Genomic DNA, 26645 nt, shown 5'->3' on the forward strand with positions numbered 1-26645 from the left:
AGGGAGGGGACGGCGCGGCACGCCTGCGCCGTCACTATTTTACTGATTGCTTGCCTGCGCGGACGCCTGGGGGAAGGCGGCAAGCCTTTCCCGCAGAGCGTTCAGAAGACCGGCGACATCGTCGCCTTTGTAATCAGCGATCGTCTGCACCAACGCGCCCTTCAGCGCGCTGGGATCTGCCGTTTCAATGATCGCCTGCCATTCCGCCTTGTTCGCGACGGCGATCGCCATCTTAGAAGCAGATACATCTTCGGGAACATTGACGACGTTCGGCGGATGCGTGTCAGTCGCTGGAGCGTTGACGCCGCCAACATCGTTCTGGCTAGACTCGCGTTTGATTTTGGCAAGCTTCGCCTTGCAGGTCGCGATGCTCGTGTTGGCCACCCAACTAGCGAAGTCGGCTAAAGGAATTTCCAGCTGTTCTGCACACTGGATGATCGCGGCATATTCGTAGCAGAGCTTCATATGGCTCGGTTCCGTGGGCTTGAAGGTCAAGCGCACCGCAATGACAAAGACCTTATCCTTCTGCGTGTTACCCTTCGTGTTCTTGAAATAAGGTTCGCGAAGGACCTGCTCAACGGCCTCTTTGCCTTCTTCCTTGAGACGGAGAGCAAGAGTAAGCGCCGGCACCAATCCTTCGTTAACTTTGTCCTTCCAGGCAATGCCAAACAGGCCATTCCCTTCATTCCAGTGGACACAACGTGCAATGGCGGCCGCCAGCGGAGAAGAGCTACACAGAGCGTCAGCAGGACCGTCCGTGCCGCCGTCGGAGACCACGAGAGCACGCGAGGATCCAGCGCTATCGAGCACACCGTCGCCGTCATCTTTTTCGGTTGAACCGAAATTGGCCGCGGTCGAACCCACATCGGGGCCCTCAACCGTCGGGGCGGTACGCTCGTCATCGGTCGAGGGCGAGACGGTTGCTTCGACACCACCGTAGGTATCAATGTTATTAGCGGTCATCGATGCCTCCTTCGACAAGTGCGCGAATATCTTCGACGCGCCAGACGGTGGTGCGGGGACCGAGCTTCATCGACGGCGGGAATTTGCCGGCGCGGACGCCGGCCCACCAAGTCGAACGAGATACGGGGATCGGGCCGTGAGGGGCGAGGATGGATGCGAGTCGGACAAAGCCGGTCGCGGGCAGCGGGGTATTCTTAAGCATCGGCGGCACTCCTTCAGTGGAAAGATGCCGGTGCTAGCGTAGATTGAGCGAGTTGAGGCCGAGCGGAAAACCGCTAAGCCGAATTCGGCTTAGGGCCGAAGGATTCGGCTTAGCGCATCCGATTTGTTGCTAGAAAGCGAACCCGTTACCATTGATGGCCAGCGACGCGAGTTGGAATTCTTATACAGGCGGAGCAAGCAATGTCCTGACGCTTTAGCCGATGACAATTTCGTCCTGCGGTGCAGCTTACGAATTTGAGGGTAAAGCGCAGCAGTTTGCATTCACGTCAGCGTTTGGGGAGTTAGCGATACGGAGCTATTCGACGGACCAGAGGTCGCAAATTGGAGTCTGAGACCGCGCCCCCGGCCAATTTTCATCTCATCGTCAGCTTTGGGGCCGGTAGCTGACCGGCAGCTTCGGTCTGCGAATCTTCAAGGCCGGACATTCAGGGTTGGCGTGGGCGCGTCGTGACTTGACCTGAAGGGAGCTTAGCGCACTCGACAAAGGGTTCCAGCTTTCAAGTGGTCGGCCTAGTCAGGATCCGATCATCGCCAGAATGGCTTTGCAAGTTCAGACTCCACTTCGTCCTCCGTCAATCCAATATCGTCGATCATGTGCGGCGCTACCCCCGATAGTCGCGCTAGGTCACGGCGGTAGAAATGCCGTTGCCGCCATCTTGAGACATAGCGAGCTATTCTGATTGCTCGAACCTCATGGGACAAGTCCTGAAACGTCGATGCAAGAAGATTGTTGCTCACCGTCAGGCCTCCGTGCCAACCTCGCGCTTGCAGATGACAGCGTAGGCAGACAGCGTACCGGCTACAAACCAGTCTTTCTCTGGGATAGGCTCAGAATTCCTGAGGTAGTGACAGTCGATGCGTCTCCCTTCACTCAATGCGCTTCGGGCCTTTGAAGCAGCCGCGCGCCACGAAAGCTTTGCGCGCGCGGCTGAGGAGCTATGCGTGACCGAAGGAGCGATCAGCAGGCACGTCAAGCTGTTGGAAACAGCATTGCAAGTGGAATTGTTTCGACGATTGCCGCGCCGGTTGGTTTTGACCGATGCGGGGCGCAATTTTCAACCGATCCTGGCGGCCGCGTTCGAAAGCATTGCCGCGGGAGCTCAAGACGTGCAACGCCAGCCTCGGCATCTGAAGGTTATCTGCCCGCCCACCTTCTCCATTCGGTGGCTGCTACCGCGGCTTGACCGTTTCAAGCAGCAATGGCCTGCAATCGGTATTCGGGTAACGACCGCTCCTTTTGACTGGGAAATTTTCTTCGGAGGTGAGTTCGATCTCGCCTTTGACTGCGGTTATCCAAATCGGCCGAAAGATATCGAGGCGGTGTTGGTGTTGCAATCGTTCGGCACCCCAGTTTGCTCTCCAAAGCTACTGGAGAGGGGCGTGCCAATAACGTTTCCTGCCGACCTGGTTCACCATAACCTGCTGCATGAGACGCCTGATCGGCACGATTGGAAAGTTTGGGCTGGGCGATTTGCGCCGAACCTTCTTGACGTGAACTCGGGTGAGGTTTTTCCCAGTGCCGATATGGCCTATCGTGCCGCGGCCATGGGCCAGGGCGTCGCGATCGGAGACCTCTCTGTGCTTCACGACGAGATTGCCAAGGGAGAACTGGTGCTGCCGTTCAAAGATATGCAGATCTCTGACGACACGGAGGCCTATCATTTGTGTTGCAGAAAAGATTGCTGGACCGACCCTCGTATCGCCGCGTTCCATAAGTGGGTTTCGGACGAGGCCACGTGGTCCTGAAGCCCGGAACGGTCAGGCCGCTGCCCGCCTCGTTGCGGTCGTTAGCCCTTCCCTCCGGCAAGGAAAGCTCCCAAAGCTACCGCTCGAAACAATCAAGGCCGCATCGGGGCCTCCGATCCTGACTACATTCAGGATGGCCAAAGCGGCTTCACCCGCTCAATCCGATACCTCTTCTCGAACTCACGGAGCACCATTTCGAGCGTTGCCTCAAAAGCACTCTGATCGAACATCATCGATTTCTTTGCCTCGTGAAGATAGCGCCAGTCGGTGAAGGCATCTTGGTGTTGATACAGAATGTGACGAATGCTGTACTCGATGTAGAAACCATTGGGATGATACGGGACCACTGACCTTTTGAACTCCGCGTCGAGTTTCTCTTGGCTTTCGGGCTTTAGGCGATCAAACAGCCTTATCAGGTTGTGCGATTTGACGACTCTTGGATTTTCATGGTCGAAGACGAACCACGCTTTGAGTGCCAGCTCCATAGAAAGCGCCAAAAGCATCGGTTCAACGCCGACGTGTTCGCGTTCGCTCAGGTCTGCATGCTTTCCGAATTCTCGGCTTGGAAAGCTCTGAGTTTTTCGGAAGATCGCCTTTGCGGCTTCCCCGATCCTAATGGCCGTCGATAAGCGCGCACTCATTAGGGGTCCATTAGATTGATCTAAATTAACGCCGGAGCTGAGCTGAGATATTGCAAGAACGCAATCGCTTAGGCCAGGAGGCACGGAACACAACTTACTGACGACAAGTTAGTGTTGAGTTCACCGCCGGCGACCCGTTTTCGGAAGGTGGGCGAACGACCGGAATGAGGCGGCGGGTTCAACCGGTCGTCGCAACCCGCTTTAATCTGAGAGGATGAAGAGGTGTTGCATGGTGACGTCACGGATCTGGTTTACGTCAGCGCAGAAGGTCGAGCTTTGGGAGCGATGGAACCGAGGTCAGAGCACTTGACCGCCGGAACAAGACCGGCGTTCAGCGGATCGTATCCTTACGCAGCGGCATTGCTCCGTCAGCTAGGCGTAGAGGGGCCTTGGCGCTCGGGCTGGCGGAACGCGAAGAGATCTCTCGCGGGATCGCGGCGGGTCTTGCGATCCGCGCTATTGCACGAAGTCTCGGGCGATCCCCATCGACAATATGTCGCGTTATCTCGCGCAATGGCGGTGCACAAGCGTATCGTGCAACCCGGGCCGACAAGCATGCTTGGGTGCGAGCGCTGCGCCCGAAGCAGTGTCGCCTGGCAAGCTCTGGGCGGCTACGATGGCAGGTGGCGCAAAAGCTAGCGCTGCAATGGTCCCCGGAGCAGATAGCCGGCTGGCTGAGGCGAGAGTACCCAGGCGATCCAAGCATGCGGATATCTCATGAAGCGATCTATCGAAGTCTATTCATCCAGTCGCGAGGGGCGCTCAAGAAGGAACTAACAGCGCACCTGTGTACCAAACGACAGATGCGGCTCGCAAAAGGCGCACAGAGCCGGACGGGGCAAGGACAAATACTCGATATGATCTCCATCCGCTAGCGCCCCGCCGAGGCTGAGGATCGCGCCATCCCAGGCCATTTGGGAGGGTGATCTGCTCACCGGCGCGAACGACACGCACATCGCCACCCTCGTGGAGCGACACAGCCGGTTCACAATGCTTGTAAAGGTGGCGAGGAGGGACTCGGCCACCGTCGTGGCGGCCCTTGCCCAGACGATCGGCACATTGCCCGAAGAGTTACGACGCTCGCTAACGTGGGACCAGGGCAAGGAGATGGCTCGGCACATGAGCTTCACCGTTGCAACCGATCTACAGGTCTACCTCTGCGATCCGCGAAGTCCCTGTCAGCGCGGCAGCAATGAAAATACCATCGGTCCGCTCAGGCAGTACTTCCCGAGAGAAACCAACCTCTCCCATGTCTCGCAGGCCCAACTCAACGCCGTCGCCCTGCAGCTCAATCAGCGACCCCGAAAACCCTGGACTTCGAAACGCCGGCCGATAGGCTACAGAAGGTGTTACGATGACCGGTTGAACCCACCGGCGCAAATTGGTCACGGCTCCACTCGTGAAGTGGAGCCGCACCTGATCAAACCTCAGTTGCCTCGGAAAGTTCGAGAGCATCCTCAACATCGACTCCCAGATAGCGGACCGTGTTCTCGATCTTAGTATGACCGAGCAAAATCTGGATGGCTCGCAGATTTCCCGTCGCTTTGTAGATAATCGAGGCCTTGGTGCGACGCAGGGAATGGGTTCCGTATTCCTCTGGTCTAAGCCCGATCGCCTCGACCCATTCGTCGACGAGGCGTGCATACTGCCTTGTACTCATGTGAGCCCTTGGATTGATCCTGCTCGGAAACGCGTAATCATCGACTGTTCCGCCGCGTCGCTCCAGCCATGCGAGAAGGCTGGAGCGTACGTCGCTCATCAACTCGAACTGAACAGGTCGGCCAGTTTTCTGTTGGATGACCATCGCGCGAGTTCGGACTTCCGGTCCTACCACGAGGTTGCCGATTTTGATCTTGACGAGATCGCAGCCGCGCAACTTGCTGTCGATCGCCAAATCGAAGAGCGCTCTGTCTCGCAGACGCAGCTCTCGATCGAGAAAGAAGCGTATCGCCCATATCTGTCGAGGTTTCAGAGGTCGTTTCGTCCCGACCTTCTTCCCGGCATTCCATGCCCGGCGGTCGGAGTCGGTGAGGTCGTAGCACGAGTGTCCCATTTCGCTTCTCCTGCAGCCATGATTGGCCACCAGAGAAACGCCGCTAGACTGTTGCGGGGCCGACTGCGGACTTGCGGCTTCGAGGCCTGGAATGTGAGAAGCGGACGTTCAGGCGCTCCCCATGCATCGACGTGAACTGACCGATTGTGTTGAAGAGTCCGACGCACCGCGAAGTCACCACCGATAATAGAATCCCGTTCCACCCTGACGCCTTGCATGGAATCAGGATTCACTTGTGGGGTCTTTTCGGAACGCCACGGTACGCAAATGCCGTAGGTAGCCGCGACGCGGACTTTTTCAACAGTATCGAACCAATGCGGACGTTTGCTTCCGGAACGGGGGCCGAGGTCCCTGGTTTGCAACCAGCCCTCCGCTGTCTTCCTAATGGAGGGCGTGCTAATGGTTAACTAGCTTGGGGATCAGGCCGATTTCAAATTTGATCGCTGGCGCGTGGGCGCCGAGCTGGCAAACATCTAGTAGTAATCCTGGAGGCGATCCCCGCCGCCTCGAAAGCGAGCAAGACGACATCACGACGAAGTAATCGAGGGATAGTTAACAGCCATAGGGCCGCGATAACGGCAGGGGCACAAATGACATTTCTGGTGCGCGTATGGCTAGCGTTGACGGTTGTTCTGGCAATTGTGGTTACTACCTTAGCGGTGCTGGTTAAGCTACAAAACGAGGCGGTGTATTCGCAGCTTGTGCGGCAACGACTTTCGGTCATTGCAGCGGCAACCGCCGCCCCCTTCCGGTCAGTCTCGGAACTTGGTCTCACGGTGGCGACGGTGCGCAATGCCCAAGAGCTGCTGAACCGGGCTTGGCAGACCGATCCCACGATTTCCAACATTGTTCTGCTTGATGCAGCCGGCGGAGTTATCCTTTCTGTTCCGGATGCTGCTGTTCCATTTAGCGCGCGCCAAATGGGTCGCGCGATGGAAGAGGGCTCCAACAGCCAGTGGGGTCTTGAGACTGCGACCGCGCTGATCAGCGGTGCCACCATAAAGGACGAGAACGACGAGCGGGCCGCTGCATTGGCAGTTATCTACCCGATGAACGAATTGCGGACCCACAATCGCCTTATCAGTTCGCAAATTTGGCTGTCGGCGCTGGCGCTTCTGACCGGATTCTCGACCCTAGCTTACGCCGCATTGCGCTATCGTCTGCGTCCGGCCATCCACACCCTCGACGACATCGCCAGCCATGCCGAAGACGACAGCACTTTGACTGCCGGCGACTTTGCCGATTTTCGAGCGACGCTCGCCGCGGGCACCGCAAAATACCGTTTGGCAACTACAAAACTTGCTGCGCTTATTGGGGCAGAGCGCGCGGAAGCTCCACCTGCGGGGCCACAGGGTGCCGACGTCATCTCGGTTCCCGATAGCCCCATGGCTGTAACGGTGTCGCGACGGCTTACGGCGCTCATAGCCGTCCTGGTGCTGGGGATCACCGTATCGCTCGGCACTGTCGCCTACCGCAGCATCGATGAGTCCTTTGCTCCCGAACTCGACAAGCGCACGAGGCTTATTGGCAGCATTGCCAATGATGCTATTGCCCGCACGCTTAAGGCGGGTGTGCCACTCGATATGATGGTCGGTGGACGCGAATTCTTCTCGTCCCTGCTTCGTGACTTTCCAGAAATTTCCTACTTCGCGCTGGTCACCAACCGACCCATTTTGGAGATGGGCACCCGCCCGCCCACCACGACGTCGGTGATGCTACAGGCAGGGACCGTCGTGCCGATCGTCGTCGACAACAAGCTGGTGGCCAATGTCGTCGTAATCAAGAACGCGGGATACCTTTCGCGTGAATTCCGCGATCTCATTCTCGACCTCCTGGTGGTGACGCTGGTGACAATCCTGTTGGCGGTTGAACTGGTCTCCTTGATGACCAATCACTCGCTAACCGGACCGTTGACCCGCCTCGACTACATCCTGAAGCTTCAGGCGGCCGGCGATTTCTCCCACCGCATCCTGGTGAGCGGGATTAGCGCCGTCGATAGGCTGGGCCAAGCCCTTTCCTTGCGTGCTGAGCGGCTTGCGGCAATGATGGCAGCCGCCCAGGAGCTACCCAAGGGCACCCGTGCCGTGCAACTGGAACCGGACTTCATTATACCGGCTGGCCGGCCGCTCATCATGAGATTTTGCAGTCTAGGCGATGTGCGACTTCCGCTTTTCCTCATCGCCGCGGCTGACTCATTTCCACTGTCGTTCTTTTCGCTTTATGTCCGGGATGCCGACAATCCGCTGACTTGGCTCAACCCAGGCATCGTTATCAGTTTGCCGCTCGCCGCCTATCTCACAGCCATTGTCTTCGGTTCGCCCTATGCGCGTCCGCTCGCGAAACGCTTCGGGCACCGCAACCTGTTCGTGTTTGCTTCCATCCCAGCGGCCCTCTCGAATTTTGGGTTCTTCATTTCCACCAATGTGCTCGAAATTATCTTTTTCTGTGTGTTCAGCGGCATTGGCTATGCTTTTGCTTCACTCTCTTGCCAGGACTACGTGATCGACGCTGCCCCAAAGGAACAGCGGGCCCAAGCGCTAGGGCTGTTCCACGTAGCGATGTTTGGCGGCTTCTATGCTGGAACGGCACTGGGGGGCGTGGTTGCCGACCGTCTGGGCGAGCGCAGCGTATTTCTGGTTTGTGCCGTCTTGATCGTTATCTCCGCAGCGATGATCTTGCGCATGCTCCCTGGCCCCACCCACGTTTCGGCGCTCACCGAGCAGGGCGGCCGCTCTAAGCTGCGGCAGTTGCTTGGAACAATTGCTGATGGCCAGTTCGCGACCCTGCTGTTTGGCATTATCTTGCCCCAAACGATCCTCGATCAGGTCTTCATCTCCTATCTCCTGTCGCTGCAGATGAACGCGTTGGGCGCCTCCACGGCCGATACCGGACGCCTGATGATGATCTACTTTCTGATGGTGATCCTGTCAGGGTCACTGTATGGGCGACTGCCTGCCGGCAGGATCTCGGCAGTGGGCATCACTGTCGCCGGAGCATTGCTTGGCGGAGTGACGCTGCTCGCAGCAGCGGCAGTTACCAACGGCTGGACAATGGTCGTTGCCGCAATCGGCACCGGCCTTGGCTACGGCCTGGTGAGCGGGCCGCAGACGGCCACGGTGATGGAACTTGCGGAAGGAAGGCTGGCCCATATCGGTTCGGAAAGGGTCCTTGGCGCTGTCAGGGTCATGGACCGAATTGGCAGCGTTGTGGGCCTTGTCGCGATCGCCGGCGTCGCTGGCAGTTTTGGCTATTCCGCCGCAATGGGCTTCATCGCCATCTTGGTGCTGGCCGGGGTTGGCTCGTATCTCATCTACCACGTGGCAAGCCACAGCTTGCCGATCATCGCAGGGAGGAAAGCATGAAATTGACATACCCTATGTTGGCCGGGGCCGCGCTAGCTTCTTGCCTCGTTCTTCCGCCTCGGGTCGAGGCGGCGGAGAAGACCGTTGTGATGATAACGTGGCTGGGCTGCGAGGATGTCTGCAAGGGCCTCAAGGACTCGCTTGAAGAAAAGAAAATTGATGTCAGCTTCGTCGTCGACGATGCGGCACAGGACAAGAGCAAGCTGCCCGACTTTGTCAAGGATGCACGCGACCGCAAGGCTGACGTGGTGGTCACCTGGGGCACCAAGACTACTCTAGGCATGGTCGGCACGTTGAAAGACCAGCAGAACAGCGATCTTCTCAATGACATCCCCGTGGTGTTCACCGTGGTAGCCGATCCGATCGGTGCGGGTATCATCGAAAGCTACGAAAAGACTGGCCGCGCCAATGTGACCGGTACCCGAAACCGAGTTCCCGAAAGCGTCAACATTAAGAGCATCAAGCGCTACCTGCCGAGCTTCGATCATCTCGGCCTCCTGTTCGACCGTAGTGAGCCCAACTCGGTGAAAAAGACGGAGGAACTGACAGCTTTGTCGGAAAAGATGAAGTTCAAATTCGACGCATTGCCACTGCCGGCGCTTGCCGATGGAACTCCGGATCCAGCCAAGCTCCCCCAGGCTGTCGCTCAGCTGAAGGCGGCCGGCGTGCAATTCGTCTACTTGGGCTCGAGCACCTTCCTTGAAAAGAATGCGGACGTCTTCACCGATGCTGCCGTGGCAAATGGTCTACCGGTGCTCAGCCCCTATGAGCATCTGGTCAGCGAATCCCGGGCGCTGATGTCGGTGGCCGCCCGCGACTACGACGTCGGCAAGCTGGCCGGCGAGCAGGTGGCCAAGATCCTGGCGGAGGGTGCCAAGCCTGGCGACATGCCTGTCGTCGCCATGGAGAAGTTCGCCTATGTGGTTAACATGAAGGTCGCTAAGAAACTCAACTTGTTTCCACCTGTCGAGTTCCTGCAATTCGTTGAGAAGGTGGAGTGACGCGAAGCGACTATCGCCGCACCCGCGACGCCCAGCGTGGTCGCCGGCAATGTCCGCTTAAAGGCAGTGACACAGTTAACTTTAATGACCGAGGTGAGGCGCTTTTCGGGCAGGCAGCTTTGGAGCCGATAGGGGAATGTCCGCTATGTGGCCATCAACTATGAAAAGTAGACGCTAGTTTCCGCGTGTGCCCTGCCAGCCTCGCGGCGGGAGCCTGTAGAGAGAACAACGCCGTCTTCGGCTACTACCGCACAAACCCTGGAAAAAATTCGGTACTTTTGAGGCGCTCTTTGATTGCGATCCTTTTGATATCGAGTGGCAAATGTTCCGCTCCAGCCCTCCGGATGTGGATTATCAGAGGTTGCCAGCTCACCTTGCAGCTATGTACTAGCCGATTGTGATCGTCGGGACGAAGGCCTGTGCAGTTCGGTTCTGGTCGTAGAGCTTCATCGCGAGGTCCGCTTTAGGCATCCAGACTCGGCCCGTTTCCACCGCTACGGACGCCGGCACTACCGGGAAGACATGCAGCAGCACGCCTTCCCCATGATATGCCTTAATCCGGTTGAATAGGTCGCGCAGCAAATGCTTGTAGGCTCCAAGGTCGTCCTTCCGCCGCATGATGTCATTGCCGGGGTGGTCGCAGGTGATTGACCAGATGGCAGCATCTTCGCCCAAGACCGAGGTAATGCGGTCGTCATTCACCGTGGCGCTCAGGGCCAGCTTCAACGCCACCGGCACGTCTTTCCTGCCGCTATACTCGTTAACGTTGTAGGTGATGCGCGGCTGGTCAGGCAACCATTTCCAGGTGTCTGGTTCGCGGTGCTTCTGATGCACGGCGACCGGCACTATGTCGCCTAGAAGGGTCCCGAGACGGATGAGCAGGGGCTGAGGCGCCAAGGCGAAGACGCTGAGTTGGCGGATTTCCCGCTGCTCGATCCGTTCCTTGATCTTGCGCGCAAAAAGGCGCTCCAGATTCTCGTTCTGCTGGGTCCAGTAGGCCTCTTCATGATCCTGGCGCTCCGACCCGATCAACTCGATGTCGATTGTCCGACCCTCCGCGGGATGGTGATCCGGGGGCATAGCGCTGAAAATCGAACGGGTTGTCACCAAGGAGTCGCGCTGGCCGATAGTTGCCGCGAACCTAACGACATGGGAGACGCGGTCGACATCCATGTCAGTAACGATCTCGATCCGGTCTTCATGTCCCGCTTTCATGGCCAGGAGGACGTCCTCGGGATAGTCAGCCAGGTAATCCACATCGATCGCCTTATGGTGGACGGGGCACATCAGCATCAGGTTGTCGATGTCCTGGGCAAGCAGGGGCGATCTGACTGCATCACCCCTGGGCCCGTCTGCCTCGTCAGCGACGATGTGGGCGATATAACCGAACTTGCCCGTGCGCTTACCAGCGATCAGATCACCGATCAGCAGCTTGTTGCATCCACGGAATTGGCACCGTCCCGCAGCCTTTGCCCAAAGCGCGTTTGCAACTTTTGGTGGAATAGAAGTCTTGGACATGTCGACCTTTCAATTGCCGCACCGAAGGCGACGCCTTTCAAATGAATCTTCTCTTCGATCGTGGCACCGGGTCGTCGATCATCTCGACGCGTTGAGGGTGCTGGCCGCGCATGAACAGGTATGTTCCCACCTGCAACATCACGAACATCCTCAGCCGAAAGATCATCAAGACCGAGAAGTCGATGTTGCCCACGTCCTCGACCATTGCCTGCATGGTCCTGATGTCGGTCGTGCTCGGGCTTACCGGAAAGCTTGGATGGGAATGCCATTCCCCCAAGTAGTTGAAACGACTGAAGTCGTTGCCATTCTTCTCGAAGAAGGCTTCCAGTGCCTGGGTGTGCAGTTCCGGGCGGCGCTCGAAGTACGCGCTCTCGCCGCCCCTCGGGTCCACAGTGACGTCCACTATCCGAAATCGCCCTTCGCCGTCCAATTGCTCCGCGAGCAGCAGGCCCCCAGTTTCCCGGCGTCCTGATAGGGACAGCTCCCTGCAAATTTTCTTGCGGACAGAACTAGGCAGGGCGATCTGCATCTTGGGCCTGTTTGGGGAAGAGAAGGGTCACAAGCTCTTTCAGCTTCACCTCATCGCGAGACGATCCCGCGTCCCAGCCTTCGGTGCCGCTATAAACAATGGGGTGGGTATCGAACGGGGCAGTGAATATCCAGCCTTCACCGAGGCCGACTGCATACGCCGGAGCGGGGAACTGGCTCCCACCGCCGCGAAGCGTGTCGATCGCCAGACGCGCTAGGTGACCGGCAATCACGGAAACGTCTGCATCGTCAGCGATCAACGGTGGCTGATCCGCCCGAAGGACGCCGTACTCCACCTGTCGAGAGGGCATCTCCCACTCGACGCCCTTATCGTCGCACCACGCCAAGATTTGGCGGCGCGCAATGTCGGGAGACGGATCGTGGCCGGGTCGGGATCGTGCAACTATTCCGCCGATTCCACCGCCGAAGACCTCGCCCCATACCATGGGTCGAACCTTGAATCTCGCGGCCGCCGCAGCGAGGCCGAAAACGGTCGCGTCCGCCGTAGCGTCGATGATCAGGTCACAGTTGGCTAGCGTCTCCAGCGCGGTGACGGTCCACTCGGAACTTTCCTGGCCGCCCAGGTTCACGATCTGCACCGTGACCTTCGCCTCTGGGGCAATTTCGAGCAGCCGCGCCCGCAGTGCCTTGACCTTGTGGGCCCCGACACCGCGCCAATCCAGCTCGTTCCTCACCAGGTTGCCGGGAGAGAGAATGTCGTCGTCGAACAGTTCGAGCTTCCGGGCACCCGATCGCACAAGCATTGCCGCTGTTCTCGATCCGAGTGACCCACAGCCGATCAGCGCGATCCGCTTCTCGGCCAGCGCCGCGTTCGTAGTGGGCAGTCGCTGTTGGTCGGCGTCGATAACAAACGTGGCGTAGCCGTAAGCCTGAACGCCACCGTCCGCCGTGCGGTTCACCATCGCCAACCACGCGGTCGTGTCGTCTACAAGCAGATAGGTGGCAGGCGGCCACGCCGGATATTCAGTCGTGATGCCCGCAGACAGGAGAGCAACCTCGAGGGTCTTTTCGGTGACCGGTCCTGGAAATTTCAGCCCCCGTGGAACACGGATTGCGGTACCCTTGTAGTTGGATGCAGTCGAGACCGGCTTGTTCCGATGCCAAATCCGAGCACTGTCCGGACCCAGGGCAGTCAGATGGGCCACGGCGGCTTCGCCATAATAGTGTTCGTCGACCTCGATCGGCTCTACGTGGCCATCAGCCATCGCCTGGATCAGGCGCAATGGTTCCTCGGGTATGACCAGCCTGAGATAGGTCCCACGAAGACGCTGGCCTTCAGATACCGCATGAGCAGACGGAACCCCGTGACCCACCAACTCCGGGCTCTCTCCGACGAGGAGTCGATGGGCGCTTTCGATCATCATCGCGCCCGTCCAACCGAGCTCCCAGTTGTCGGGCCGAAACTCCAGGCAAAGTTCGCCTGACAGACCATATTGATGTCCGGATAGAGGTTCGCCGTCCGCGTTGAACATCAACGGGGGGATGGAGGGGAAGAAGTCCGGGTAGTGCATCACGAGACGCCACCTGGAGTCGGCTTCGACAATCTCGAAATCCAAGAGCAACTTCAGGCCGTCAAGGCGCCACCGTAAGTTCTGCAGCCAGCCGGTGGACTGCTCCAGCCGAGCGATCGCAAGTCGCTCCGACAGGCCCCGGCCCGGATCCGAAACCCACCAAATCATCCGCCGCCGAACCCTGCCGGTTTGCCCGGAACACGCGCCTCCGCGGGGAAGGTTGGTACAGCAGCCGCTGCGGACGCTGCAGTGGCGGGGCGCAGGAGGGTCGGAGCGGGCTTTGGCGTCGCACGATCCCTGGCTCGCTCCGCAAGTCTACGACCGATGCGAGGGGCCACGGAGTCGGTGATCACCTGACGACTGGTCACCTGCGCTGCGTAGAAGAAGTCTCGCTTGGCTGCTTCCAGCCATTCGAAGAACGCCGCCCGGCGTTCCGGATGTTCGGCCCACTTGTCGGCGAAGTTCTCCAAGGGGTCAGACGGGTTTGGTATGTAGGACCGGACGCCATCGAAGCCTATGAAGCTGTGCATGTTGGTCAGGATCGAAACGAGAGCCTGGCCGATTGTTTCCTCGCCTTCGTATGCGTGGGCGGACAGGGTCGTGAGGATCACCGAGATCGGTTTGACATCCTTGCGTTCCGCGAACATCTGATCGCGATGCCGTTTCAAGATCATGATCGCCTGTTGCAGTGGGGTGACAACCCGGTATTCGGGAATGCTCTCAACGCTGGCTTGGGCCGCTTCGGCAAGCTTGCGGCGCTTGCGCGAGAAAGCCACGGCCATCCGCGAACGGAACCAGTTGGCATAGCCCTTTGGGTTGGAACGGGGCCAGTCGGTGGTGGGCTGATAGAACAGGGGGTGCTTGTTGTCCGTGATGGCGATCGCGGTGCCGGCCCACTGCGCGTCTAGGCCGCGAGACTCCAGCAACAACCGCGTGGCCGCGCCATTTGGGAGCGCCGGCACGATATCCATGTGGAACTGGGCGCCATCGGCATATTCTAGCGTCCAGCAACGACGGCCTTCGCCGAGCGGCTTCACCATTGCCTGTGCCGTGCGATACGCCTCGATCTCGACCCGAAGCAGTTCCTTGAGTGTGTACTGGGTCAACTGTCCCTTCGTCAGGGCGGTCAACTCGCAAACCGAGTCGATGTCGTAGTGCCCGCTTTCGTCCTCGGGTTTGACTACCGTACCCAGTCGGAACGAACCCTGGGAGTAGACTTGCGGGTCGTATTGTTTCACCTTCGAAGCGTCGCGATGCAGCCACTTGCCCAGCGACTCGTATCGGGCGACCGCCTGCTCATGTCTGGTGGGCGAGATCGTGAGCTCGTCTGCTAGTGCTTCGAGGAAGCCCTCGGCTTCCTTTGTAATCGTAACCATCGCGCCCTCATCCTGCTGACCCAGTGATGAGCACGACCACCGGCGCTTGCGCCGGAAGGCGCATGTCGTCCGACAACTTGGATAGGCCATGTCCCAAGACCTGACCAAGTGCGTCACGACGGACGAACCTGAATGGATAGTGCCCCGCGGCGATTCCCGCTTACTATATCTATGTTGGCGTCGAAAGCCGATCAAGGTGGCCTTGTTCGACGACTTGGCAGTAACAACACCCGAAGCTTGGGCTATCGGGCCGGTAGATATTATGCATCTGAGCTCGACCGAGATACCCCTCCGGTCGTCCCGCTCGATAAAGCAAATCCGCCAAAGTTAGGGGTCACGGAGCTGCTGGCGTCATTTAGAAAGAAAGACGAATAGGGATCACACTGACGGGAGAAAAATGGAGCAACTAGACCGCATCATTCGGGAAGCCACCGCAGCTATTGATGTCTATTTCCAGTTGCCTGTGGATGGGGGCGACCCTGTCTACCGCGAGCGCGTCTACTGCTACGAACTATATCATCAGATGAGATCGCTCTGGCCACAAGACTCTCGGTTTTCCCTTAACGGCGAAGTCGATAAGCGAGCGCATCCTCAGTGGGGGCGCATTCAGGCCCGCATCGCCGCTCCCGATATGCTGGTGCACACGCCGGGCCACATGGATGGCAACCATTGCGTCATTGAGATCAAGCCAGGTAACGCGCGCCGCGGGGGCATCGAAAAAGACCTTCTGACCCTATCGCAGTTCCGGGATCGTGCGGGCTACGAGCGAGCGATCCTTCTATTCTACGGCGGCATTCCAGATGTGCTTGAGGCAGCGATCGGGGACGCAGGGCAACTGCCTGAGATCGAGTACTGGTTTCACCCAGCGCATCACATCCCCGCCGAGCGCTTTCGATAGCGTCTTGACACCCTAGCCATTCGAAAGTCCGCGCCCCCGTCCTCAGAAGTCCATCCCACCTCTGGGGGCAAAGGTGCCAATGTGCCCTGGCTCGCCCATGTCCGTTTCTGGGCTCCGACCGCCGCTAGTGTAGTAACCGAGATGAGGCGCAAAGACGTCGTTGAGTCATGGTCAGCCCCATGTCCGCTAAGCGCCCTCATTGCGTTAAGCCGAAATAGTATATTTTTGGAAGCGGTTTCCTCGGTTTTAATAAGATATGCGCTTAGTTATCGGATGACCGCTTGGACTTTTCTTTTGGCACAAAGTCGTGGGCTTCCCGCAACTTATTTAGGATGGTGGTATTATCCGAACCTGGTAGCCTCTTTAGATCCATTTCACTCTTTATCCTCGCGGTAACATCACTTTTCGCCGTCGCAGGGTTATATCTATAGCTCTCCGACATTACTTTTATTATCGCGAGAAAGGTCTTTCGTTCAGTTTGACTTAATACCTTTTCAGCAAGCTGGCCTTTTAGATGTTCAACTGCGCGAGCGAGATCCTCTTTTTCATTCATCAACTGAGTCAGGCGATTTTCGTGCCCTTGGGTCACTTTGCGCCTCGCTCTAAGCTCAGATTCCAGCTCTGATGCCACTTCAATTTCCGCTGTTTTTGCCCACTCGACAAACAACTGAGGCTCAATAGGGTTCTCATTAACAGGCCTATCTCCGAGCAGGCCTGCGTCAACCGCCCGCTGCACTATCGTGCACAACTGATGGTATTTATAGACAAACGGCGACTGTTTGTCCAATTTCGATAAACTGGAAGCATTTACAATCTCCGGCGCTTTCCCCAAACATAATGATACCGTCTCTGCGACAGACCAAGTCGGCATCTTGCTCCAATACGGAAAATCCGCAATAGCTCGATCTTCATTGAAGAATTGAAAGCGGTCTTTTTCCGCATCTTCTAGTGAAGACTTCGCAAAATAATCTTCATTTTTCATAAATTTTAGTTCATACTCTCGTTTTTTGTAAAGCTTTTCCTGTAGATCAACAGCCTCCATAAGGATCGTTCGCTGGTCAGCAGATAACTCAACAGCAGTGCCTGAAGGTGAAAGAATCGCGTCACGAACTGCAAGACGCAATTTTCGAGGGTTATCTTCATCTATATCTTGAAACTCGTCCAGAATTCCCTCACACAATTCGATGAATTCGGGATACCTTCGTTCAACAATATCGGTGATAAGGTCATCCTTCCCGCTAATTCTTTTTTTTGTCACTTTCATGGACACCTCAGAATTTAATTATATTTCCTAGATTGGAAAGTAATTGATGGAAAACAATTTAGGCCTGATAGCCCCGTGCATTGTCCAGATATTCAGACCACCAACCTAACATTTTACGGCGGTCCACAAGCCATTCCGCCGTGTTATATGCTGCCCGAACATCGCTTCGCTCGCTATGGGCAAGTTGGCGCTCAATCCAATCTCGATTGAACCCATGCTCATTCAGAATGGTGCTAGCTGTCCCGCGAAAACCGTGAACAGTCGCTCGAGAATGGTAGCCCATTCTATAAAGAGCGTAGATCAATGTGTTCTGAGAAATCACACCGTCTTTGGTCGGCGCCGGCAGAATGTGCCGGCTTGTCCCTGCAAGATGCTTTAACTCGCTCAGTATGGCCGTCACCTGCGGCGTAAGCGGAACCAGATGCTCATTTCGTGTTTTCATTCGATGCGCCGGAATGCGCCACACCGGTGAACTCCCATCAAGACTCTCAAGTTCCTGCCACTGGCCAAACCTCAGCTCTGCCGTCCTCAGGAACGTGTGCACGATCAGCTTCAAAGCCAGTGCCGTCGCTCGCTCGCCTTGATATTGTTCTAGGCTTCGAAGGAATGCCGGCAACTCGCCTGCTTTAAGGGCGGCGCGATGTTTTGGCGCTCCAGCACTCCTCAACGCACCTCTCAAATCTTGAGACGGATCTCTCGATGCTCTTCCACTCGCGATCGCAAATCGAAACACCTGACCGGCGATTTGCAGTATACGTTTGGCCAGTACGATGGCACCACGTTTTTCGATCGCGCGGATAACTTGCAGTAGTTCAGGTGGCTCAATCGCGTTGATGGGCCGATGCCCCATGACGTCGAGAACATCAGACTGAAGGCGGCGCCATATTCGATCTGAGTATCCTGGCGTCCAAGCGTGTTTTCGCGCACCAAACCACTCCTCAGCCACCTTTTCGAGCGTATTTGAAGCCTTAAGTTTCGCTTCACGCTTTGCGATCTTCTTTTGCTCAGCAGGATCCAAGCCTTTGGCCATGAGTTCTTTTGCATCTTGGCGCAGGCGGCGCGCATCCTTCAATCCAACCGCAGGGAAGGCTCCAAAAGCTAGCGTTTTTTGTTTCAGCTGGAAGCGATAGGCGAGCCGCCAAAGTTTTCCTCCAGTTGGCTGTACAAGCAGAAACAGCCCGCCGCCGTCGCTTAACTTACGCGGCTTATCTCCGGCCTTGGCGTTTCGGCAAGAAGCATCAGAGAGAGGCATATGTTGGCATTTCCGTTAGTCGCTGTTGGCATACCAAAAAATGTACCAACAATCTAGCGAGATGTCCTCGCACTGAGCAAGACGCTACTGGCCGAGGAATTGAGCAATTGCTTAGGATTGTACCGGCGTATCACACTTAGCCGCATCATGTCGGATGAAGAATGGTGGGCCCGGAGGGACTCGAACCCCCAACCAAGCGGTTATGAGCCGCCGGCTCTAACCATTGAGCTACAGGCCCCACGCGCGCTGGATTAGTGTTTTTCCTTGCGCGGCACAAGGCTTTCCGGACGGGCTGGCCGAGATCGCCCAAATCAGCCCATATTCGCGCCCTAGTCGACAGGCGCGACTGGATCGCACACCGAGGAGATTTCATGACCAGACATATTTTGCCGCTCGCACTTGCCGCCGCGATCGCTTTTCCGGCGATGGCAAGCGCTGCCGATTCGCTGCCCCCGCCCCGCATCATCGTGTCGGGTGAAGGCCAGTCGACCGTGGCGCCTGACCTGGCGCTGCTGACGCTCAGCGTCATGCGCGAGGCCAAGACCGCACGCGCGGCACTCGACGCCAACAACGACGCCATGGCCGCCGTGATCGCGGCAATGAAGTCGGCAGGGATCAAGGACCGCGACCTGCAGACCGCCGGCATCCAGATTAACCCGCGTTACAACTACACCAACAAACCGGACGGCAGCCAGGAAGCCGAGCTTGTCGCCTACCAGGTGACCAACACACTCTCGGTGCGCATCCGCGACATCGACAAAACAGGTGAGATTCTCGACAAGGCTGTGTCGCTCGGCGTCAACCAGGGCGGCGGCATTTCGTTCTCCAACGAGGATCCGAAAGCTGCCGTCACCGAAGCCCGCAGGAAGGCGGTCGCCGATGCCATGGCCAAGGCCAAGACGCTGGCTGAAGCCGCCGGCGTCAGCATTGGCCGGGTGCTGGAAATCACCGACCAGAACGTTGCGCCGGCGCCGATGCCGATCAATGCCAAGGCCTTCGATGCGGCAGGCGCCGCGGTTCCCGTGCAGGCCGGCGAGAATGCCTACGCCGTGCAGGTAACAGTGACATTCGAGCTTAAGTAGCAGGCCGCCGGGCCGGGCGCGGTTCTGCTGAACCCGTCGGCCGGAACCGCAGATTTCCGACATGAAAAACCCCGGAGGACTGGCCTCCGGGGTTTTTTCGAGCCGCACCTTTCCGCGGAGGGAAAGGGGCTCCTGGCTGACCCTAGAAGGGTCATGCCGCTACTCCAGGCTGATCCTCGCAGAGGAACATGCCTCCGGATCGACCTTCGCAGAAGGTCGTATCCCAGACTGATCTTCGCAGAAGATCAGTCTGGTTCTCTTAGCGATAGATAACCGGGCAGCCGCGCTCATTGGCGAACACGACCACTACGCGATCGCCATACTGGCGGCCGGCGACCTTCACCACGCGGCGATTGACATCGACGATGCGGACGCGGTGCAGGCCCATGCGCTCGGCCTTGTCGAGGGCGCGGTCCGGCGAGCAGCGGCGCCAATTGCGGTCACGGCGAAAGGCGTCCTCATCGTCGCCGGTGTAGACGCCGACGCGGCGGTCATGGTTGTTGCCGAAGCCGAGATAGATTGAGTCCGCCTGAGCGGGCACTGCGGCAAGGGTGCCGAGAGCTACGAGACCCGAAAGGGCTGCCGTCTTGAATGAGTTGAACATTGTCTTCTCTCCTTGTTGAGGGCTTGCGCCCGTCTTGGTCGAACCGATGGGGGGAGAATGCTCCTTGCAATCTGAACTCTTCGCGAACCGGCCGTTCATTTTCGGTTAATCTGCCCGACAGGTTGAAAGCAACCGCCCCTTCCACCGCTGCAAACGATCCTGACCGTCAAAAACGTCCAATGGCGCAGAACGCCCTATGGCAGCGTCCGTTCCAGAATGCTCAGGGCTCGTCATCGAGCATATAGTCGAAATAGTCGTCCGGCTCGGCCAGATCGGTCTCACTGGCGCGGACGCGGCCGCGCATGGAGATGCCGGCATCATGAACGGTCTCGGCACTTCCCGACACCAGCCTGTGCCACCAATAGAGGTCGTGCCCCTCGGCAACCAGCCGGTAGGCACAGGTTTTCGGCAGCCACGTGATGGTGCGCACATTCTGCGGCGTCAGCCCGACACAGTCCGGCACGCGCGCCAGCCGGTTGGCATAGTCCGAACAGCGGCAGCTTTGCCCATCGAACAGCCGGCAGCCGACTGATGTCCAGTAGATCTCGCCGGTATCCTCGTCCTCGAGTTTAGACAGGCAGCATTTTCCGCAGCCGTCGCACAGCGATTCCCACTCGGTGGGCGTCATCGCTTCCAGCGTCTTGGTCTTCCAGAACGGCGTTTCCATTATGGGTCGAGATGTGGCCTCCGCATGCGGCAAGGTCAAGCTGTTGTGTGACTTCAAATTCCGGCCGCACCATACGAAAAACATGAAGTTGCCTTCAAAACGCCGGTCAATCGTCCTTGGGTGCGGGTAATGCCTGCAAACCGGAACCAATCCGGTCAAGGACAGTTTGGGCAGGGATGGGACCCCACAAGGAGAATTTAAGATGAAACGCCAACCACGGGTACTGGCAGGTACGGCACTTGGCCTGCTTATGGCATCCGCGCCGTTGGGCGCATCCCCGTTGCACGGCAACGCCGTTTTCGGCCCCTTGCAGCACACGGCCGCGCCACTGATCCTGGTCCAGGACGACCCTGCTGCAGATGGTCAGCAGACCGACCAGGAACTGCCGCGCAAAAAGAAACGCCAGCAGGCCGAACAGGCAGCGCCGGCCGCCGAGCAGCCTGCACCGGCTGCAGAGCAACCCGCCCCTGCCGCCGAGGAACAACAGCCGCGCAAAAAGAAGCGCAATCAACAGCAGCAGATCGAGGCGGCGCCTACGGATGAGGGCGGCGCCCAGGCAGCGCCGGCGACCGATGAGCAGCCGCTCAAGCCACGCAAGAAGAAGCGTGACCAGCAGCAGATCGAGGCAGCACCGGCTGAACAACCGGCCGAACAGGTAGCTCCAGCAAATGAAGAACAGCCGCTAAAGCCACGCAAGAAGAAGCGCGACCAACAGCAGATCGAAGCGGCGCCCGCTGAACAGCCGGCCCAGCAGCCTGCCGAGCAAGCAGCGCCCACCGAACAGGTGGCGCCGGCAAACGACAACAAGTCGGGCAAGAAAAAGCGCAAGCAGGATCAGCAGATTGAGGCCGCGCCTGCCGACAAAGCGCCAGACGTCAAAGTTGCGCCTGCCGGAGAGCCCGCGCCGCAGGCCGAGCCGATTCAGCCCCCGGCCGACCAGCAAGCGGCTCCCGCCGAAGGTGAACAGCCGAAGGATCAGGCGAAAAAGCACGGCAAAAAAACTGTCGGCGAACAGCCAGTGACGGGCGAACAGCAGCCTGCGACCGGTGAACAACGGCCTGCGGAGCAACCGGCCAATGCCGAGCAGCCGGCGCAAGGTGAGACCCCGGCGCAGGGCGAAGCCACGGCCAATCCAGACGAAGCACCCATCCTGGACAGCCAGAAGGATGCCAGGCGCAAGCACCGCAAGGACCAGGGCGGCAACAGCCAGAATGGCGACGGCCAAAATGGGAACGGCCAGAATGCTGGCGGCCAGACGGGCGAGCAGCCCGCGCAGGGCGGCACCGAGGCGCGAGCCCCGAAGCCGGCTCCGGTCGACCAGGGACCGCCGCCCACCGACGACAAGTCGGCTCAGCAGGCAATTCAGCCAGAAAAGATCGCCCCGGTGACGGAGGAAAAAGGCAAACGCGTCGAGCGTGCACCCGATGAGAACGTCCGCGACCGCCGGCGTCCGAAAGGCGTCGACGTCGTCAAGGAACTCGGCGACCGCGTCATCCTGCAGTTCAACAACCAGACGATCGTGCAAAGCAATGACGCCCCGCGCATGCACCGCGGCGCCAAGAATGTTTACTACGAGGACCTGTCGGGCAACCGCACCCGCGAAATCGTCGAGCGCGACAATGGCATCCAGATCGTCACCATCCGCAACCGCAATGGCGACGTCATCAGGCGATCGCGCATCACGCCGGATGGGCACGAATATGTGCTGAGCTATGTCGACGAGCGCAGCTATGACGACGACAATGACTGGCGCGATCCCGGTGACGACCTGCCGCCGATGCGGCTCACCATCCCGCGCCGCGAGTACATCCTCGATTCGGAAGATGTCGAAAGCCCGGACGATTATTACGAGTTCCTCGAACAACCGCCGGTGGAGAAGGTCCAGCGCCTCTATTCCATCGACGAAGTGAAGCGTTCGGCGCGCGTGCGCGACATTGCCCGTCGCGTCGACCTCGATACATTGAACTTCGAGTTCGGCTCGGCCTCGATATCCGACACCGAAGTGCAGAAACTGGAAGGCGTCGCCACGGCCATGGAGAAACTGTTGAAGAAGAACCCGGCCGAAACCTTCCTGATCGAAGGCCACACCGATGCGGTTGGCACGCCGGAAGCAAACCTTGCTCTGTCCGACCGGCGCGCTGAGTCTGTCGCCGAAGCGCTGACCAATGCCTTCGGGATCCCGCCGGAAAACCTGACCACTCAGGGCTATGGCGAGGAATACCTGAAGGTCAACACCACGGCGCCCAACCGCGAGAATCGCCGTGTCGGCATCCGTCGCATCACCTCGCTGGTGGCACCGGTGGCGAGTAACAATTGATCTGCTTTCCAATGGCTTGAGCAGCTTTCTGGAATCAGATCGACAACAAGGACCCATCCCGGCAGATCGGGATGGGTCGAGCTGCGGACAGCAATCCCGGTTCAGCAAGAATTGTACTGGTATTAGAACCGGCTCATTGAATAGAGCGGCCGCCCTCCCCAGATTCGAGGCTGGGCGTTCCCTGCCCCGTCCCGACTCCAGCGGGATGCATTGAACCCCGCCGGCCCTCCCGGCGGGGTTTTTTGCGTCGCAATTTGCCTTGCAAACCGCGGCAAGCTGATCGAAATACCCCAGTCGACCTCAGAAAGCTGACCGGAACCGCTGCATGAAACGTCTCGAACTCGCCATCGAATCGATCATTCTCGCCTCACGCTGGCTGCTGGTGGTTTTCTACATCGGGCTGGCCCTGGCGCTCGCCGTCTATGCGCTGTCCTTCGGCAAAAAACTCTACGAGTTCGTCATGGTCGCCTTCACACTCGACGACACCGACACCATCCTGAAGATGCTCGGCCTCATCGACGCCGCGCTTGTGGCCTCGCTGGTGGTGATGGTGATCATCTCCGGCTACGAGAATTTCGTCAGCCGCTTCGACGACCAGGATGGCGGCGTGCACTGGCTGGGTACGATCGATGTCGGTTCGCTGAAGGTCAAGGTCGCCTCGACCATCGTCGCTATTTCCTCGATCCACCTGTTGCAGGTGTTCCTGAATTCGTCTTCCTATACGATCGACCAGCTGATGTGGCTGACCATCATCCACCTCGCTTTCGTCGTCTCGGCGCTGATGCTGGCCTATATCGACCGGCTGATGGGACTGAGCAAAGGCAAGAAGGGCGAGGAGTGATGTGCCCCTTTCTCCCCGTTCATGGGGAGGTGAGGCTGGTCCGCACAGCGGGCGAAAAGCCAATTGCTTGGTTTTTCGAAAAACGCCGGCAGGTGGATGAGGAAGCAGCGCCGTCGGCCCGTGATTTCCGTCAGTAGATGCTTTTGACGTTCGTCGGCGAATTGGCAAATACCGCGTCCGGCACGAAAAAGTCTCCGGCCAGCGGCCCGGTCGCGCCCGGCGCGTAGGCCGCGAAATCGGTCACGCCCTCGGCCCGCAGCACCTCTTCATCAATGTAGAAATTGCCTGATGTCTCGCGCGAGGGCCGCAGGAAGATGGCGTGTGCGGCATCGGCCATGATGTCGGGCAAGCGGCTCATCGCCGCGACCGTCGCGCCACCGAGCAGATTGCGCACCGCAGCCGTGTCGATGGTCGAGATCGGCCACAGCGAATTGACCGCGATGCCGTCCTTGGCAAACTCGGCGCTCATCCCCAGCGTGCACATCGACATGCCGAACTTGGCCATGGTGTAGGCGACATGGTTCTTGAACCATTTGGCCTTCATGTCGAGCGGCGGCGCCAGATTCAAGATGTGAGGATTGCTTGCCAACTTCAGGTGCGGAATGCACATTTTCGACACCAGGAAGGTGCCGCGCGTGTTGATCTGGTGCATCAGATCGTAGCGCTTCATGTCCGTCTCCAGCGTGCCGGTGAGCTGGATGGCGCTAGCATTGTTGACGCAAATATCGATGCCGCCGAACTTTTCGACGGTCTTGGCAACCGCCTCAGCCACCTGCGCCTCCTCGCGGATGTCGCACAAAACAGGCAGCGCCTTGCCGCCGGCCTGCTCAATCTCCTCAGCTGCCGAGTAGATCGTGCCCGGCAGCTTCGGGTGCGGCTCGGCGGTCTTGGCTGCGATCGTCACATTGGCGCCGTCGCGCGCAGCGCGCAGCGCGATCGAAAGACCGATGCCGCGCGACCCGCCGGAGATGAACAGCGTCTTTCCCTTGAGCGACATGTCTTGGCACCTCCCTTGCTACATCACTGACGCGAACCATTGCGCGGCGGCAATGCACTGCGCAAGGCCTCGGCAGCCTGCAACGGGTTACGCAACGTAGGCTCAAACGGAAAAGGGGGTTAGACCAGCACCAGGCCCTGCCGCATCGCGATCGCGATAGCATCCGTGCGGTTCGCAGCACCCAGCTTGATCAGGATCGCGGCGACGTGGAACTTTGCCGTATGCACGGAGATGTTCAGCCGCCGCGCGATCACCTTGTTGGGCGCGCCTTCGGCCAGCAGCGCCAGCACTTCGGCCTCGCGCGGCGACAGCGCCGGACGGGCGGTAGCGCCATCGTCCAACAGCTCCTCGCCGAACAGCCCGCTATGGCTTCCGCCGTTGGCGGCGCCATCGAAATCGTCGTGGCGAGCGGGCGTCGAACGCCCATCCCTGGACACCCGGTAGCCGGCCGCCGCTAGTCTGACGGCAGCCGCGATCAGATTCGCATCCGACGCCAAAGGCAGCACGGCAAGCACCCGGTTTTCTGGCCGGCCAGCGCTCGCGGATAGCAGCACCCGTGGGATTGCGCTGTTGCCACCATCGGCCCGATCGAGCCAGGCCGCACTGTTCGCAACAGCGTCATCGACGACAGCGACGTCGGCAATCCCGCTGCCGGCCACGACCGGAAGCAGATCGTCCGCCATGGCAAGCGAAGCCGACAGGCGCTCGGCACGCGCGGCATCGTGCAGCGCGATCAGCACCACGAGCTGGCGTCCGCCGCCCGCCACCTCCGGCCCACCCACCTCCGGCCCACCCGCCTCCGGCCTTGTCAGCGTGTCGCTTTCCATCGGCCCTCTCAGCTCAGCGGCTTTTCACCGACGGTCAGCGCGACATCGCGCTGCTCGCCGCCGCGCACCACGCCGAGCGTCACCGCGGCACCCGCGCTATCCGGCCCGAGCTTTCGGATCAGTTCGCGCGGGCCGTGCACGGCCTCGCCATTCCACGCCACGATGATGTCGCCCACCGCAAGGCCGGCGGCCTTGGCCGGACCATTGTCGTCGAGGCTCATGACCATGGCGCCGCGCGCCGCGCCGTCACGGATCGGGTGCAGGCCGGCGCCGAGATAGCCGCGCGCGACATGGCCCTTTTCACGCAGCGTCGCCACGGCCCGCTCGACCGTCTCATAAGGCATGACCAGCGCACGACCACGCGGCCCGAACAGCAGCATGCCGATCAGCGCGCCCTTGGCGTCAAGCACCGGCCCGCCCTCGAAACGGCCGCCGGCATTGACGGCGAGATTGATGCGCCGATCGATGCTGCCGCCGCGCATCGAGCGCCAGGCGGGGCCGACCTCGCCGACCGAACCCGAGACGGCCAGCGCCGAACCCTGACTGCTGCCGATGGCGATGGCAAGATTGCCGGGCCGTACCGCGTCAGCCTTGGCGAGCGCAGGCGCCGCGACCGCGCCGGCCGGCTTCAGAAGCGCTACGCCGGTCGACGGATCGCGACCGACCAGTTCGGCCTTCACCGCTTCGCCCGAAGCCAATGTCAATTCGATCTCCTCACCGGCCTCGACAGCTTCCTCGGCGGTGACGAAATAGCCGTCACGCCAGTGGAAGGCGCTGGCGGTGCGATGGTGATGGGTGGTGAAACTTGCCGTTGCCGGCGCAGCCTTGGCGGCGAGATCGGCGATGGCCTCGGAAAATGCATTAAGGTTGAAGTCACTCATGATGATCTCCTGGGTTTTCTCATGCCCCAGATATCGCTCGGCAGTGCGCCCGGAGGTACTCGTCTGACGGCTA

General features: G+C 59.2%; 22 protein-coding genes, 1 tRNA gene and 1 pseudogene. 8 read left to right on the forward strand and 16 right to left on the reverse strand.

What is annotated here, in order from left to right:
- Window positions 1-39: 39 nt before the first annotated feature.
- Both NKI96_RS09220 and NKI96_RS09225 read right to left on the reverse strand, forming a co-directional pair.
- Window positions 40-963, reverse strand: a complete 924-nt coding sequence (locus NKI96_RS09220; protein WP_023744368.1) for a hypothetical protein — start codon at window positions 961-963, stop codon at window positions 40-42.
- Window positions 953-1165 carry a helix-turn-helix transcriptional regulator gene (locus NKI96_RS09225; RefSeq protein ID WP_031247014.1) on the reverse strand — a complete coding sequence of 71 codons (213 nt, stop codon included), beginning with the start codon at window positions 1163-1165 and terminating at the stop codon, window positions 953-955. The genes NKI96_RS09220 and NKI96_RS09225 overlap by 11 nt, the downstream gene beginning before the upstream one ends.
- Window positions 1166-2040: 875 nt before the next feature.
- On the opposite strand from NKI96_RS09225, the gene NKI96_RS09230 reads away from it, so the two are divergent.
- Window positions 2041-2931 (forward strand): LysR substrate-binding domain-containing protein, encoded by an 891-nt coding sequence (locus tag NKI96_RS09230; protein WP_023692425.1) that lies wholly within the window; start codon window positions 2041-2043, stop codon window positions 2929-2931.
- A gap of 128 nt (window positions 2932-3059) precedes the next feature.
- Here the strand turns inward: NKI96_RS09230 and NKI96_RS09235 are convergent, their stop codons facing one another.
- On the reverse strand, window positions 3060-3572 hold the full coding sequence (locus NKI96_RS09235; RefSeq protein ID WP_023731489.1) for a hypothetical protein: 513 nt from the start codon (window positions 3570-3572) through the stop codon (window positions 3060-3062).
- Between the two features lie 229 nt (window positions 3573-3801).
- Here NKI96_RS09235 and NKI96_RS09240 point away from each other — a divergent pair.
- Window positions 3802-4930 (forward strand): annotated as a pseudogene (locus tag NKI96_RS09240) (IS30 family transposase).
- Between the two features lie 62 nt (window positions 4931-4992).
- Here the strand turns inward: NKI96_RS09240 and NKI96_RS09245 are convergent.
- A complete protein-coding gene (locus NKI96_RS09245) occupies window positions 4993-5625 on the reverse strand; it encodes a tyrosine-type recombinase/integrase (RefSeq protein WP_023697492.1) in 633 nt (210 codons plus the stop codon).
- Between the two features lie 590 nt (window positions 5626-6215).
- Here NKI96_RS09245 and NKI96_RS09250 point away from each other — a divergent pair.
- The gene (locus NKI96_RS09250) at window positions 6216-8987 is read left to right on the forward strand and encodes an MFS transporter (RefSeq protein ID WP_352803852.1); all 2772 of its coding nucleotides are present in this window, start codon (window positions 6216-6218) and stop codon (window positions 8985-8987) included.
- Entirely contained in the window at window positions 8984-9988 is a 1005-nt protein-coding gene (locus tag NKI96_RS09255; RefSeq protein WP_084013687.1) for an ABC transporter substrate-binding protein, read from the forward strand. The genes NKI96_RS09250 and NKI96_RS09255 overlap by 4 nt, the downstream gene beginning before the upstream one ends.
- A gap of 387 nt (window positions 9989-10375) precedes the next feature.
- On the opposite strand, the gene NKI96_RS09260 is transcribed toward NKI96_RS09255, so the two are convergent.
- The 4 genes from NKI96_RS09260 to NKI96_RS09275 form a co-directional block, all read right to left on the reverse strand.
- Window positions 10376-11506, reverse strand: a complete 1131-nt coding sequence (locus tag NKI96_RS09260; RefSeq protein WP_023744365.1) for an SAVED domain-containing protein — start codon at window positions 11504-11506, stop codon at window positions 10376-10378.
- Between the two features lie 37 nt (window positions 11507-11543).
- Window positions 11544-12035, reverse strand: coding sequence for a M67 family metallopeptidase (locus NKI96_RS09265; RefSeq protein WP_023744364.1), 492 nt, complete (start codon window positions 12033-12035; stop codon window positions 11544-11546).
- Window positions 12016-13611, reverse strand: a complete 1596-nt coding sequence (locus NKI96_RS09270) for a ThiF family adenylyltransferase (protein WP_198022432.1) — start codon at window positions 13609-13611, stop codon at window positions 12016-12018. Before NKI96_RS09270 ends, NKI96_RS09265 begins: the two co-directional genes overlap by 20 nt.
- Before the next feature lie 119 nt (window positions 13612-13730).
- Window positions 13731-14942, reverse strand: a complete 1212-nt coding sequence (locus NKI96_RS09275; protein ID WP_023744362.1) for a nucleotidyltransferase domain-containing protein — start codon at window positions 14940-14942, stop codon at window positions 13731-13733.
- Between the two features lie 397 nt (window positions 14943-15339).
- On the opposite strand from NKI96_RS09275, the gene NKI96_RS09280 reads away from it, so the two are divergent.
- On the forward strand, window positions 15340-15840 hold the full coding sequence (locus tag NKI96_RS09280) for a hypothetical protein (RefSeq protein WP_023744361.1): 501 nt from the start codon (window positions 15340-15342) through the stop codon (window positions 15838-15840).
- A 262-nt stretch (window positions 15841-16102) separates the two neighbouring features.
- Here NKI96_RS09280 and NKI96_RS09285 read toward each other — a convergent pair whose 3' ends face one another.
- The 3 genes from NKI96_RS09285 to NKI96_RS09295 all read right to left on the reverse strand — a co-directional run bounded on the left by NKI96_RS09285 (window position 16103) and on the right by NKI96_RS09295 (window position 18594).
- Window positions 16103-17104, reverse strand: a complete 1002-nt coding sequence (locus NKI96_RS09285) for a hypothetical protein (RefSeq protein ID WP_023744360.1) — start codon at window positions 17102-17104, stop codon at window positions 16103-16105.
- Window positions 17105-17162: 58 nt separating this feature from the next.
- Window positions 17163-18356 carry a tyrosine-type recombinase/integrase gene (locus NKI96_RS09290; RefSeq protein ID WP_023744359.1) on the reverse strand — a complete coding sequence of 398 codons (1194 nt, stop codon included), beginning with the start codon at window positions 18354-18356 and terminating at the stop codon, window positions 17163-17165.
- Between the two features lie 162 nt (window positions 18357-18518).
- A tRNA-Ile gene (locus tag NKI96_RS09295) sits at window positions 18519-18594 on the reverse strand.
- Window positions 18595-18727: 133 nt separating this feature from the next.
- Between NKI96_RS09295 and NKI96_RS09300 the strand changes: the two genes are divergently transcribed.
- Window positions 18728-19438 (forward strand): SIMPL domain-containing protein, encoded by a 711-nt coding sequence (locus tag NKI96_RS09300; RefSeq protein ID WP_023731628.1) that lies wholly within the window; start codon window positions 18728-18730, stop codon window positions 19436-19438.
- 259 nt (window positions 19439-19697) lie between these two features.
- On the opposite strand, the gene NKI96_RS09305 is transcribed toward NKI96_RS09300, so the two are convergent.
- Complete coding sequence (locus NKI96_RS09305) at window positions 19698-20042, reverse strand: hypothetical protein (RefSeq protein ID WP_352803857.1); 345 nt, start codon at window positions 20040-20042, stop codon at window positions 19698-19700.
- A gap of 220 nt (window positions 20043-20262) precedes the next feature.
- On the reverse strand, window positions 20263-20709 hold the full coding sequence (locus tag NKI96_RS09310; protein WP_023672465.1) for a YcgN family cysteine cluster protein: 447 nt from the start codon (window positions 20707-20709) through the stop codon (window positions 20263-20265).
- Between the two features lie 202 nt (window positions 20710-20911).
- Here NKI96_RS09310 and NKI96_RS09315 point away from each other — a divergent pair, with 202 nt between their 5' ends.
- Window positions 20912-23026 carry an OmpA family protein gene (locus tag NKI96_RS09315; RefSeq protein ID WP_352803859.1) on the forward strand — a complete coding sequence of 705 codons (2115 nt, stop codon included), beginning with the start codon at window positions 20912-20914 and terminating at the stop codon, window positions 23024-23026.
- Between the two features lie 325 nt (window positions 23027-23351).
- A complete protein-coding gene (locus tag NKI96_RS09320; protein WP_023672463.1) occupies window positions 23352-23867 on the forward strand; it encodes a TIGR00645 family protein in 516 nt (171 codons plus the stop codon).
- 130 nt (window positions 23868-23997) lie between these two features.
- Here NKI96_RS09320 and NKI96_RS09325 read toward each other — a convergent pair whose 3' ends face one another.
- From NKI96_RS09325 to NKI96_RS09335, 3 genes are all read right to left on the reverse strand, one after another.
- Window positions 23998-24864, reverse strand: coding sequence for an SDR family oxidoreductase (locus NKI96_RS09325; protein WP_352803861.1), 867 nt, complete (start codon window positions 24862-24864; stop codon window positions 23998-24000).
- 119 nt (window positions 24865-24983) lie between these two features.
- Window positions 24984-25691: a helix-turn-helix transcriptional regulator gene (locus NKI96_RS09330; protein ID WP_155924148.1), complete on the reverse strand. Its 708-nt coding sequence runs from the start codon at window positions 25689-25691 to the stop codon at window positions 24984-24986.
- Between the two features lie 8 nt (window positions 25692-25699).
- A complete protein-coding gene (locus tag NKI96_RS09335) occupies window positions 25700-26572 on the reverse strand; it encodes a S1C family serine protease (protein ID WP_352803865.1) in 873 nt (290 codons plus the stop codon).
- Window positions 26573-26645: the final 73 nt, after the last annotated feature.

The sequence above is a fragment of the Mesorhizobium sp. M0292 genome (genome assembly GCF_040321695.1).
In the GTDB taxonomy this organism is placed as follows: Bacteria; Pseudomonadota; Alphaproteobacteria; order Rhizobiales; family Rhizobiaceae; genus Mesorhizobium.